Source organism: Mesorhizobium sp. B2-3-4 (genome assembly GCF_006442315.1).
Taxonomy (GTDB): domain Bacteria; phylum Pseudomonadota; class Alphaproteobacteria; order Rhizobiales; family Rhizobiaceae; genus Mesorhizobium.
The window spans coordinates 91,813-103,049 of record NZ_VFVY01000002.1 but is presented as its reverse complement, the minus strand read 5'-3'; the positions used below and the strand labels follow the sequence as shown (position 1 = coordinate 103,049).

Annotated in this window: 12 protein-coding genes; all 12 read left to right on the top strand. The window is 62.7% G+C overall.

All coding sequences use genetic code 11. The features are described 5' to 3' along the window. The first annotated feature begins 137 nt into the window (after window positions 1-137). Window positions 138-1,052, top strand: coding sequence for an aminotransferase class IV (locus tag FJ967_RS04170; protein WP_140730435.1), 915 nt, complete (start codon window positions 138-140; stop codon window positions 1,050-1,052). After that, window positions 1,049-1,453: a RidA family protein gene (locus FJ967_RS04165; protein WP_140730434.1), complete on the top strand. Its 405-nt coding sequence runs from the start codon at window positions 1,049-1,051 to the stop codon at window positions 1,451-1,453. The genes FJ967_RS04170 and FJ967_RS04165 overlap by 4 nt, the downstream gene beginning before the upstream one ends. Then, window positions 1,450-2,850, top strand: coding sequence for an aspartate aminotransferase family protein (locus FJ967_RS04160; protein ID WP_140730433.1), 1,401 nt, complete (start codon window positions 1,450-1,452; stop codon window positions 2,848-2,850). The genes FJ967_RS04165 and FJ967_RS04160 overlap by 4 nt, the downstream gene beginning before the upstream one ends. A 64-nt stretch (window positions 2,851-2,914) precedes the next feature. Continuing rightward, window positions 2,915-3,784 (top strand): MurR/RpiR family transcriptional regulator, encoded by an 870-nt coding sequence (locus tag FJ967_RS04155; protein WP_140730432.1) that lies wholly within the window; start codon window positions 2,915-2,917, stop codon window positions 3,782-3,784. Window positions 3,785-3,871: 87 nt separating this feature from the next. After that, a complete protein-coding gene (locus tag FJ967_RS04150; protein ID WP_140730431.1) occupies window positions 3,872-4,876 on the top strand; it encodes a C45 family peptidase in 1,005 nt (334 codons plus the stop codon). A 28-nt stretch (window positions 4,877-4,904) separates the two neighbouring features. Next, window positions 4,905-5,732, top strand: coding sequence for a 3-keto-5-aminohexanoate cleavage protein (locus FJ967_RS04145; RefSeq protein WP_140730430.1), 828 nt, complete (start codon window positions 4,905-4,907; stop codon window positions 5,730-5,732). A 189-nt stretch (window positions 5,733-5,921) separates the two neighbouring features. Continuing rightward, window positions 5,922-6,797: a helix-turn-helix domain-containing protein gene (locus FJ967_RS04140; RefSeq protein WP_140730429.1), complete on the top strand. Its 876-nt coding sequence runs from the start codon at window positions 5,922-5,924 to the stop codon at window positions 6,795-6,797. A gap of 72 nt (window positions 6,798-6,869) precedes the next feature. Further along, a complete protein-coding gene (locus FJ967_RS04135) occupies window positions 6,870-7,757 on the top strand; it encodes a PhzF family phenazine biosynthesis isomerase (protein WP_140730428.1) in 888 nt (295 codons plus the stop codon). Between the two features lie 57 nt (window positions 7,758-7,814). Next, window positions 7,815-8,567 carry a transporter substrate-binding domain-containing protein gene (locus FJ967_RS04130; RefSeq protein WP_140730427.1) on the top strand — a complete coding sequence of 251 codons (753 nt, stop codon included), beginning with the start codon at window positions 7,815-7,817 and terminating at the stop codon, window positions 8,565-8,567. Window positions 8,568-8,629: 62 nt separating this feature from the next. Then, window positions 8,630-9,286, top strand: coding sequence for a glutamine ABC transporter permease GlnP (gene glnP / locus FJ967_RS04125; protein WP_140730426.1), 657 nt, complete (start codon window positions 8,630-8,632; stop codon window positions 9,284-9,286). Then, on the top strand, window positions 9,283-10,011 hold the full coding sequence (glnQ, locus tag FJ967_RS04120; RefSeq protein ID WP_140730425.1) for a glutamine ABC transporter ATP-binding protein GlnQ: 729 nt from the start codon (window positions 9,283-9,285) through the stop codon (window positions 10,009-10,011). The genes glnP and glnQ overlap by 4 nt, the downstream gene beginning before the upstream one ends. Before the next feature lie 13 nt (window positions 10,012-10,024). Next, window positions 10,025-11,206, top strand: coding sequence for a serine hydrolase (locus tag FJ967_RS04115; protein WP_140730424.1), 1,182 nt, complete (start codon window positions 10,025-10,027; stop codon window positions 11,204-11,206). Window positions 11,207-11,237: the final 31 nt, after the last annotated feature.

Genomic DNA, 11,237 nt, shown 5'->3' with positions numbered 1-11,237 from the left:
GATCCCAGTTCCCATTGGCTCGGCAGATCAGGCGACAATACAAACGTATCTATTTTCGATCAAGAAGAAAAATATGTTTCTTTTTGGCGCGACCGTTGGTACGTCTGTTGCGGAAATGCCTATTAGCGGAGGAGACGATGGCGGCCATGCAACGCGTTGCCTATTTCAACGGGCGGTTCATGCCCGAGCGCGAGGTGTGCGTGCCGTTCCGCGATCTGAGTTCGCTGCGCGGCTATGGGGCTTTCGATCTCACCCGAACCTTTCACGGACGCCCGTTCCGGCTGAAGGAGCACGTGCAGCGACTCTACCGCTCGCTCAAATATCTCGACATCGATTGCGGCATCGGCTTCGACGAGATGATAGCGCTGAGTGAGGAGACGCTGGAGCGCAATCGCCATCTGCTCACCGAACGGGAAGACTATTGGGTCGGCCAGCGCATCAGTGCCGGTGTGCAGGCGATTGGCGATGAGGGCTGGGAGCATACCGGGCCCAACGTCATCATCGAATGCTGCCCGCTGCCGATCGCCAAGCGGGCGCGGCTGTTTCGCGAGGGCATCAAGGTGGTGACGCCGGCAACGCCAAGGACAGCGGCCAGGGCGCTCAGCCCGCGCGCCAAGATGAACCAGTATCTCAACATGATCCTGGCCGGTAACGACGTGAAGCGGCTCGACCCGCAGGCCTGGGCGTTGCTGCTGGATGAGAACGGTAATCTCGCGGAGGGCGAAGGCAACAATGTCTTCCTCGTCTGCGACGGCCTGCTGATGACGCCGCGCGCCAACAACATCCTGCCCGGCATCAGCCGCGCGACGGTGATCGAGATCGCCAAAGACCTCGGCATCGAAGTGCGCGAGACCGATCTCGACCTCTACGACGCGGCGATTGCAGACGAGATGTTCATCGCTTCGACGAGCCTCTGCCTCTGCCCCGTGTCGTCCTTCAACGGCCGCAAGTTGACGGTGTCGGGCCCGGTCACCGCGCATCTCACCGCAGCCTATATCGACATGGTCGGCTGCGACTTCGTCCAACAACATCTGAGCTGGCTGAACTCATGAAACGAAAGATTACCGCTGAAGGTGTCGCCGTTCCCGGCGCGCCATTCGCAAGCGCCATTGCCGTCGAAGGCGGCAGAACCGTCTACACGTCTGGATTTCTGGCGCGCGATTCGCAGACAGGCACGATCCTGCATAAGGGCGACGCGGAAAAGCAGAGCCTCGTGTGCTTCGACAAGATCGAAAAAATCCTGGAGGCCGAGGGCGGCACGTTGCAGGACATCGTCAAGATGACGGTCTTCCTTCGCGACGTTACGGACTATGAGGCGATGAACCGGGCACGCAAGGCCAGGCTCGCGGGCATCGACTATGCAAGCTCGACAGTGATTGCCGGCCTTGCCGCGGCCGATGGGCTGGTCGAGATCGAATGCGTCGCCGCGATCGGCGGATCGGCTGACCGATGAGCGGGCTCGGCTCGGCCAGGCGCCAAGGCGATCGATCCTCGCCGGTCGTGGTGAGCGCCAGCGCGGCGTTTCATCGCGACCTGCTGGCGCCGACCATCCGCGAGGCCGTCAAGGGCGACGGCGTCTATATCGTCGACAGGGGCGGCAAGCGCTATCTCGACGGCAGCTCCGGCTCGGGGCCGTCATGCCTGGGGCACAGCAATGCCGCGGTGCGCGCGGCCATGCATGCGCAGCTCGACCAGATCGCCTATGCACACACCGCATTTTTCACCAGCGGGCCGATGGAGGAACTGGCCGAAAACCTGTGCGCCGATGCACCCGACGAACTCTCGCATGTCTGGTTCACCAACAGCGGCGCCGAGGCTGCGGACGCCGCGCTCAAACTGGCACGGCAGTATTTCATCGACAGGGGCCAGCCCGACCGCCACATCGTAATCGGCCGCCACGGAGGCTATGTCGGCAGTACACTGGCAGGCCTGGCAGCCGGCGGCAGCGAGCGTCGGCGCGGACCGTTCAAACCGCTGCTTCCCACCAACACCGCCCATATCGGTCCCGCCTACGCCTATCGCGGCCTGCGCGAAGGCGAGACGTCGGAGGATTTTGCGCTACGCACAGCGCGTGAGCTGGAAGCAACAATCGAGCGGGTCGGCCCGTCACGCGTGTCAGCCTTCATCTGCGAAACAGTCGTCGGCAGCATTCTGGGTGCGGTAACCGCACCGGAAGGCTACTTTCGCGAAATCCGCCGCATCTGCGACCGCTACGGCATCTTGCTTATCCTCGACGAGGTGATGTGCGGCATGGGCCGTGTCGGCACGAAATACGCCTTCACCCAGGAAGAGATTTGCCCCGACCTGGTGATGATCGGCAAGGCGCTGGCCGGCGGCTATGCGCCGTTGGGCGCCGTGCTGGTCAGCTCGGCGATCCATGATGCGATCCGCGACAAGACGGGCTTCTTCCGACATGGCCACAGTTTTCACGGCCACACACTGGCTTGCGCCGCGGCACTTGCCGTGCAGCGCGAGATCGAACAGCGCGACCTTGCTTCCAACGTGCGCAGATCCGGGCACCTGCTCGATCAGTTGCTGCACGAGCGGTTCGCCGAGGATCCCCATGTCGGCGACATCAGGGGAAGGGGGCTGATGCAGGGCATCGAGATCGTCGCCGACCGTTCGACCAAGCAGAATTTCGACGCCTCGCTGCAGATCGACACCAGGTTGACGGAACACGCGCTCGACCTCGGCCTGATCTGCTACGTCTCGGCTTCGTCGCCGGAAAGCCAGGTTGGCGACCATGTCCTGTTGATGCCGCCCTATATCGTCGAGCCGCGCCATATCGAGGAGCTTGTGGACAAGTTTGGCAGGGCGCTCGATCGCACCTTGGAACGGAAGCCATCATGAGGGGGAAAGCTAGCGCGCGCGGTCATGCTGTTGATAGGCTGGCGGCAACGGGAGCGAGCGCAACATGAATCTGGACGAGATCAACAGCAGGATCGACGACACGTTCGAGACCTATCCGAAGCAGCTGCGCGTCGCCGCGCGTTACGTGCGCGAGAACCCCGAAAAGATCGCGATGCATTCGCTTCGCCAGGTCTCGGATTTGGCGAATGTCCATCCCTCGAGCCTGATGCGGCTGGTGCGCGAGCTCGGCTTCGAACGTTACAACGAGTTCAGGGACCCGTTCCGGAGCTGGCTCGGCGGCGAAGGCTCGACCATGCGCGGCCGCGTCGAGGGCCTGCGCACCAAGGGCAAGCTCGGCCAGATGAGCGAAGCCGTCGCCGAGGTGTTTGCCCGCGACATGTCCGACCTGCAATCGACCGCAAGTCAGATCGGGATCGAAGACCTCGTTGCCGCCGCCGATGCCTTCATCGCGGCAAGACGCGTCTTCATCGTCGGCTTCCGCAGCCTTTATTCGGCGGCGTTCTTCCTCGACTACAATTGCCGCATGTTCTCCGACAAGACCGTGCTGATCGACGGGCGCGGCGGCGTGCTGGGCGACGAGGTGCGCGATGCCGGGCCTGACGATGTCGTCGTCGTGCTGTCGCATCGAAGCTATTCAAGCGACGCGCTCAAGATCGCGCGTTACGCCGAGAGCGCCGGCGCAAGGATCGTCTCGATCGTCGACAGTTCGCTGGCACCCACAATTGCCATCTCCGATGTCAAGCTGGTGCTCGCCGCCAGCCAATCCTCGGTGCTGTCTTCTGTGGTCTCGACGCTTGCGGTGGTGCAGGCCCTGATCACCGTGATCGTCAGCAGGATCGGCGATGACGTCTTCGACAGGATGAAACGCAACGAAGCGTTCTACAAAGCCTTCGACACCTTCGTCGAGGATTGAACTTCATAGCCCGCATCGCCTGGCGATGCCGGCGCCCGACAATCGGAACCATTCCGATACGAACCCGCTTCGGAGGAGCGCATACGCATGTCTGCAAATGAAACCAATCGCCTTGCCAACATCGAGGTAAGTGGCACGCATTACGAAGTCGGTTTGCAGCTCGGCCGCTTCGCCGCCGATCTGGTGCACAGCTACACTTTGCCCAGCGATGTGTGGCGTAAGGTGATGGAATATCGCGACGATTCGCGTGTCCAGATCATGCGCCGCATGGTCGAGGAGCGGTTCCCCACCTATTGGGAAGAGATGCGCGGCATGGCCGACGGCGTCGGCGTGCCGTTCGACGACATGGTGCTGTGGCACTTTCGCGGCGACGTCTGGGAAATGCCGCCCGAGGGCTGCACGACCGTGCAGATCCCCGGCGATGAGCCGATCGTCGCGCATAACGAGGATGGAAGCCCGGCGCAGATCAGCCGCTGCGCGATGGCCAAGGTGCAGCCGACAGGCAGCAAAGGTTTCACATCCTTTATCTATCCGGGAACGATTCCGGGCCACGCCTTTGCCGTCAGCGATGCGGGGCTGGTCGCCACGATCAATCACATCGGCGCCAAGGTCAGCGGCATCGGTCTACCGCGCACATTGCTGGGGCGAGCGTTGCTGGACTGCGACACGCTCGATGACGCGATTGACCTGCTCCAGACTTCACCGCGTTCAGGCGCCTATCACGTGACGCTGGCGCAGGCCGGCGACAACCGTATATTCGGCGTCGAGTTCACCCACTTGAATTGTTCGGTGCGCAAGATCGACTACCCTCAATGTCATGCCAATCACCTGATCCACCAGGGCATTTCCGATGAGCGGCAGGACATCACGAATTCGTCGCGAGCGCGGCAGAAACGGGCAGGCGACTTGGTCGAGGGAACCGCGAACATCGATCCGTTGGCGGTGCTGTGGGACAAAAGCGATCCAGATTTGCCGATACACACGACGGACACGCTTGCCACGGCCGTTTTCCACGTCGGAAAAAAATCGATCGATTGGAGCGTCTACGATCGCATCGGCGAGCCGCCTTGCTACTCTTCGCACAAGGGTTGATGGAACGGCTGGATCGATCGGAATTATTATGACGACATCCCGTCCTGTCTCGATCGCCGTTGCACCAAATGGCGGCAGGAAAAACCACGCCGATCATCCTGCTTTGCCGATGACGCCCACTGAGCTTGCTCATGTCGCCAGCCTTTGCTTGAATGCAGGCGCGTGCATGATCCACGTCCATGTGCGTGATCCTGACGGCAGGCATCTGCTCGACGCGGATGCCTATCGCGCCGCCCTCGGCGCCATAGCCGAAACCGTCGGCGATAGTCTCGTTGTTCAGATCACCAGCGAATCGCTGGGGATCTACGCGCCACCTCGGCAGATGCAGGTGATACGCGAGGTCCGCCCCGAAGCGGTCTCCCTAGCTTTGCGCGAGCTGTTGCCGGACGCGCGCGGCGAGATTGAATTCAGTGCCTTCCTGGAGTGGCTGCGCCGGGAAAATGTCATGCCCCAATTCATCCTCTATTCGCCGAACGAAGCGGTCCGGCTTGTCGAATTGCAAGCGCGTGGGGTTGTTCCTTTTGAAAAGCTTTCGGTGCTCTACGTGCTGGGGCGCTATGCGACGGGTCACACCTCCAATCCCGCGGACCTGCTGCCCTTCCTTAGCGAAGCCATGCCGCGTTTTGAACATTGGTCGACTTGCGCTTTCGGCGACCAGGAGGCGGCATGCGTACTTGTCGGAGCGTTGCTTGGCGGGAACATCCGGGTCGGCTTCGAGAACAATCTGCTGCTGCCCAACGGACAAATAGCTGATGGAAACGAGGAACTGGTCGGAGTCGCCCGAGAAGGTATTCGACGCTTGGGATACCGGCCTTCGACGGCGGCGGAATTGCGAACCGAGTGGGGTTTCAGATAAGGCAACGCGGCGCAGAGCCCTACTATCAATGGATGGGATCAGATTCTACTTGGTCTTCCTCGTTGTCTGACGTGTCCGTGAGGATGGCGCGCCTGCTTCGCTTCGCAATTTGACACGAGTGGCAAAGGTAGTCGATTGTCATTTGCTCTATGCACGAGACTGGTTCACCAAAGGCGTTAGTACGCAACGATGCTGCGGTCATTCGAGCAACTGCGCGACACGGCAAGAGCCGACCTGCTCATTGCCGCCGACGAGGAGCATGCGGCAGTGGCGGGCAGCGGCGCCTATGCCATGCCGTGGCACTGGCACGACTGCCTGATGTTCATCCTGCCAAGCCAAGGCGCGGTCGAGATCAAGCATGAAGACCGGCGCGAAGGCGCCTGGCTGTCGCAGGACCGCTTTGCCGTGGTGCCCGCCAACCGTGCGCATGAGACGCGCGCGGCGATCGGCGCGCATCGCCATATCGCCCTTTATGTGACCGGTGCAACGTTGCGCCGCCTCGATCGGCAAGTTGGCTCGCTCAGCGAGTTCCACCGGCGGACGCGCACCACGGTGCTGGCACGCTGCACCGCCACCTTGCGGGCCTTACAGACGCTGTCGCTGCGCAACAGCCGCGGTGGCTACGGCAATGCAGGAATCAAACATGCGCTGACATCGGCGTTGCTCGTGCAATGCATAGCCGAGATCATGGCCGGCGAGATGGTCTCTGGCGCCTCGCATCGCGAGCACGGCATGGCGCTGGTCGAAGATCTGAAGGAATATCTGACGGCTCATGCCGACGAGGAGATCCCGCTCAACGCGCTAGCCGACCGCTTCGGCATCTCCCGACGGCACATCACCCGCCTGTTCCGGGAAGGCACCGGCGCCTCCGTCGGCGAGTTTCAACTGCGGATCCGTCTCCAGACGGCGCGCGAACTCCTGAGCGGGACCGACCTTCCAGTCGGCGAGATCGCCTTCCGGGTCGGTTTCGAAAGCGGTGCCGCCCTCGCGCATGCGATGCGGCGGGCCGATGGCCGATCGCCTTCCGACATCCGCAAGAACCTGGCCCGTTCGATCAAAATCTAAGGCCCGTTCGAAGGCGCGGGCACAGCCCTCGCCGCGATAGCCTGCGCGCAGAGTGAATTGCGCGGTGGCTGCATGCATCCGGACGTCCAACTTGTCAGCGTGTTTCCAGCGGGCCTCCGCGGCGGCAACCCGGCGCCGATCGTTGTCGATGCCGCCGGAATGTCCGACGCCGACATGCAGGATGTGGCGCGTTCATACGGCTACGAAAGCGGTTTCGTGCTGCCGCCGCCGCCCGGCTCGGATTGCGATTTCGAATTCCGCTTCTGGGTGCCCAACCACGAAATGTCGATGTGCGGACATGCGACCGTCGGCGCGCTGTGGCTGCTCGACCGGCTGGGCAAACTGCCGGATGACAATCTTGCGATCTGGACCAGGAGCGGTCGCGTCGACGCCAGAATTCGCGGGCGGACCAATGACGGCGCGACGGTCGAGATTTCGCAGCCTGCCGGCAGGGTCGAGTCACTTGGCGATGCCGAGAGCACCGAGATCATCGATGTCCTCGGCATCCGGGTTGACGACCGCGCGCCGCAACCCATCCAGAACGCCGCGACCAGCCGGGTCAAGACGCTCGTTCCGTTGCGAAGCCTGGCGATTCTAGACAGGCTGAGCCCCGATTTCTCCAGGATCGAGGGCCTTTGCGAGCGGATCGGCTCGACTGGTCTCTATCCCTACGCGGTGCTCGACAGGGTCGCGCAGATCGTCGATGCGCGTCAGTTCCCGAAATCGTCTGGCTATCCGGAAGACGCGGCCACCGGCATCGCCGCCGCGGCGCTGGCCTTCGGCCTGCTCGCCAACGGCATGGTGGAAGCAACCGAACGCCAGATCACCATTCGCCAGGGGCGCGCCATGCAGCGCCCCTCGGAAATCCTCGTGCGCTTCCGCCTCGACGGCGAACGGCCGACTGGCTGCTGGCTGGGCGGTGCGGTCCGCCTGGAAGCACAGGGGACAGCAGAGCCTTGATCGTCAACGCCGGTCAGGAACGCGAACCTGCCGCCGGCCATAACAAAGGGGAATGACATGGATCGCAGACAGCTTCTTCAACTCGGCCTGCTGGCGGCGCCGGCGATGATTCTTGCGCGCAAAGTCAGAGCCGAAGACGCCGAGCTCGTGGTCGGCTCGAATGTCGGCAGCCCGCCCTTCGCCTACAAGGACGGCGACCATTATTCCGGCTTCGACATGGAGGTGTTCGGCGAAATCGCCAAGGGCCTGAACCGCAAGTGGCGTGTGCAGCCTATGGACTTCGGCGCGCTTATACCCGCGCTGCAGACCGGCAACATCGACGCCATCGTCTCGCAACTCTTCATCAAGCCGGCGCGGCAGAAGGTGATCGACTTCTCCAGCCCATACTACCAGAGCGGCCTGGTGGCGGTGGTGGGCGCCGGCAACACCACCATCAACTCACCCAACGATCTCGACGGCAAGACGATCGGCACAGAGACCGGAACCGCCGCAGTCGACTATATTCAGAGTCACTTCAAGAACGCGACGCTCGACCAACTGCCCAGCATCAACAACGCGCTGCTGGCGCTCGAGGCGGGGCGTACCGACGCTGTCGTCTACGATACGCCGTCGCTGATGTACTACGCCAACAACACCGGCAAGGGTAAAGTCCGCGTCATCCGCCCGACGCTCGAGGGACTGGATGTCGGCATCGGCTTCCAGAAGGGCAGCCCGCTCGTCGCGCCGGCGAATGCCGCGCTGGCGGCGATGCAGGCCGACGGGCGCCTGAAAACCATCCGCGAGAAATGGTTCGGCCCCGACCAGGCATAAGCACACATTGAACGCCGTGAGGGCCTCCCGGTTCTCACGGCCAACGCTCCACTGGAGTTGCGATGACTTTCGACTGGACTGCTATCGTCGATGCCCTGCCGGACCTGATGCAGGGCCTCGAACTGACGATGCTGATCGCACTTGCCGGACTGGCTGGCGGCATCGTGGTAGGCGCCTTGACCGGCGCCCTGCTTACCTATGGCGGCTGGCTGGCGCAAGCTCCGGCCCAGGTCTATGTCGCGCTGATCCGCGGTACACCGATCACTGTCCAGGTGATGTTCATCTATTTCGCGCTGCCCATCCTGCTCAACGTCCGCATCAGCGCCACCAATGCCGGCATCCTGACGTTGATCATCAATTCCGGCGCCTATAACGCCGAGATCGTGCGCGGGGCGCTGGAAAGCGTGCCCACCGGGCTGAAGGAGGCCGGCCTGTCCATGGGCCTGAGCTTCCGCAAGGTGCTGGCCTACGTCATCGCGCCGATCGCTGTCCGGCGCGCGCTGCCAGCCATGGGCAACCAGCTCGTCTCGGTGGTCAAGGACACCTCGATCTTCCTCGTCATCGGTGTCGGCGAATTGACCAGGCGCGGACAGGAGATCATGTCGGCGAATTTCCGCGCGGTGGAAATCTGGACCGCTGTCGCGGTCATCTACCTGATCGTCATCAGTATCCTGGCGGTCAGCCTGCGCTTCGTCGAACGGGCGGCGCGTCTGCCATGAGCATGGTCGAATTCAAGAAGGTCTCGAAGCAATTCGGCAGCCATCTCGTGCTGCAGTCGATCGATCTCGCTGTCGATCCAGGCGAAGTGGCGGTGGTCATCGGCCCGTCCGGCTCCGGCAAGTCGACCATGCTGCGCTGCATCAATGTGCTGGAGCGCGTGAGCGGCGGCGACCTTTTGGTCGACGGCTTGAGCGTGCGCGGCAGCGCACACGACGTGCGGCGCATCCGACTGGAGGCCGGCATGGTCTTCCAGCAATTCAACCTTTTTCCGCATCTGACGGCGCTTCAGAACGTGATGTTCGGGCCGATCCGTTCTCGCGGCAAAAGCAAGGTCGAGGCGCGCGAGATCGCCGCCGCGCTGCTGCAGAAAGTCGGGCTCGGCGAGCGGATGAACCACTATCCGTCACAACTTTCGGGCGGCCAGCAGCAGCGCGTCGCGATTGCCCGCTCGCTCGCGGTCGGACCCAAGCTGATGCTGTTCGACGAGCCGACTTCGGCGCTCGATCCGGAACTGCGGCAGGAGGTGCTGAAGGTCATGCAGACTTTGGCCACCGAAGGCATGACGATGATCGTCGTGACGCATGAAATGGGCTTTGCCAAACGCGTCGGATCGCGTCTTCTGTTCATGGACGGCGGCCAGCTTGTGCATGACGGCAAACCGGTGGAGCTGCTGTCCAATCCGCCGAGCGAGCGCTTTCGCGATTTCCTCACGCATGTCGACTGAGAGAGTGCCGACCATGACAGACCAATCGGCCTTCAAGGCTGCCTATGGCTTCGAGCGCGACGCGGTGCGGCTCGGCAACTGGCGCGCGGCGCCGTGGAACGTCTGGGCGTTCCGCAATGTCAGTGAATTCATTCCGACCGCGCGCATCGCGGCGACGCCGGGTCTGGCGGAAGATCCGGTGGTCGATGCCGGTGCGCTGCTGCGCGAGACGTTCTCGCTCGACGACCGCCGCATCAGCGTCGCCGACGCTCTCAGGGAAACCTTCGCCGACGCCATGGTGGTGATGAAGTCCGGCCGCATCGTCGCCGATTTTCACGCGCCGAACTTCACCTTGCAGAGCCGGCACATCCTGTTTTCGGTGAGCAAGTCGGTGACATCGGTCATCGCCGGCATCCTGCATGACGACGGGCTGCTCGATTTCGACGAAATGGTGCCGCGCTATGTGCCGGAACTGAAAAACTGCGCCTATGGCGACGCACGCGTGCGCGATATCCTCGACATGCAGGTGAGCCTCGACTTCGAAGAGGTCTACCACGACCCGCACGGCCCCTATGCCCGCTACCGCCGCGCCGGTTTGCTCGATCCTTCTGAACCCAGCGAGAAAGTGGAGACCGTGGTCGAATTCATTGCCGGGCTGAAGAAAGGCAAGGCCGATCACGGCGGGCCTTACAACTATGCCTCGCCCAACTCCGATGTGCTGGGGCTGATCATCCAAGGCGCCTCGGGTCGGCGCTTTCCCGACCTGGTGTCGGAGCGTCTGTTCCAGCCGCTCGGCGTGAGGCAAGACGCCTATGTCACGGTCGACCGCGCCGGCACGCCGCGCACCGGCGGCGGCATCAACATGACGCCGCGCGACCTCGCCCGCATCGGCGAGATGATGCGCAATGGCGGCGTCGCCAACGGCAAACGGATCGTCTCGCGCGAATGGGTGCACGAGACCGTCACCGGCGGATCGCGCGAAGCCTGGGCGACAAGCACCTCCGCGTCATGGCTGCCCAATGGCCGCTACCACAACAAATGGTACCAGACCGGTAGCGGCGCCTTCTTCGCTCTCGGCATCCATGGCCAGTGGCTCTATGTCGACCCGGCTGCCGAGTTGGTCATCGCAAAACTATCGTCGCAACCAAATGCCATCATCGATGATGCAAAGGATGCCAACATGGCGCTATTTGATGCCCTAGCAAAAATAGTCTGAAGTTGCTCCGCGGCCGCAATTGTTTGGCGGT

Coding starts and splice junctions, on each gene's coding strand:
- FJ967_RS04160 (WP_140730433.1), top strand. CDS start 1,450: ATGAGCGGGCTCGGCTCGGCCAGGCGCCAAGGCGATCGATCCTCGCCG.
- FJ967_RS04115 (WP_140730424.1), top strand. CDS start 10,025: ATGACAGACCAATCGGCCTTCAAGGCTGCCTATGGCTTCGAGCGCGAC.
- FJ967_RS04135 (WP_140730428.1), top strand. CDS start 6,870: ATGCATCCGGACGTCCAACTTGTCAGCGTGTTTCCAGCGGGCCTCCGC.
- FJ967_RS04145 (WP_140730430.1), top strand. CDS start 4,905: ATGACGACATCCCGTCCTGTCTCGATCGCCGTTGCACCAAATGGCGGC.
- FJ967_RS04140 (WP_140730429.1), top strand. CDS start 5,922: ATGCTGCGGTCATTCGAGCAACTGCGCGACACGGCAAGAGCCGACCTG.
- FJ967_RS04155 (WP_140730432.1), top strand. CDS start 2,915: ATGAATCTGGACGAGATCAACAGCAGGATCGACGACACGTTCGAGACC.
- glnP (WP_140730426.1), top strand. CDS start 8,630: ATGACTTTCGACTGGACTGCTATCGTCGATGCCCTGCCGGACCTGATG.
- FJ967_RS04150 (WP_140730431.1), top strand. CDS start 3,872: ATGTCTGCAAATGAAACCAATCGCCTTGCCAACATCGAGGTAAGTGGC.
- glnQ (WP_140730425.1), top strand. CDS start 9,283: ATGAGCATGGTCGAATTCAAGAAGGTCTCGAAGCAATTCGGCAGCCAT.
- FJ967_RS04130 (WP_140730427.1), top strand. CDS start 7,815: ATGGATCGCAGACAGCTTCTTCAACTCGGCCTGCTGGCGGCGCCGGCG.
- FJ967_RS04165 (WP_140730434.1), top strand. CDS start 1,049: ATGAAACGAAAGATTACCGCTGAAGGTGTCGCCGTTCCCGGCGCGCCA.
- FJ967_RS04170 (WP_140730435.1), top strand. CDS start 138: ATGGCGGCCATGCAACGCGTTGCCTATTTCAACGGGCGGTTCATGCCC.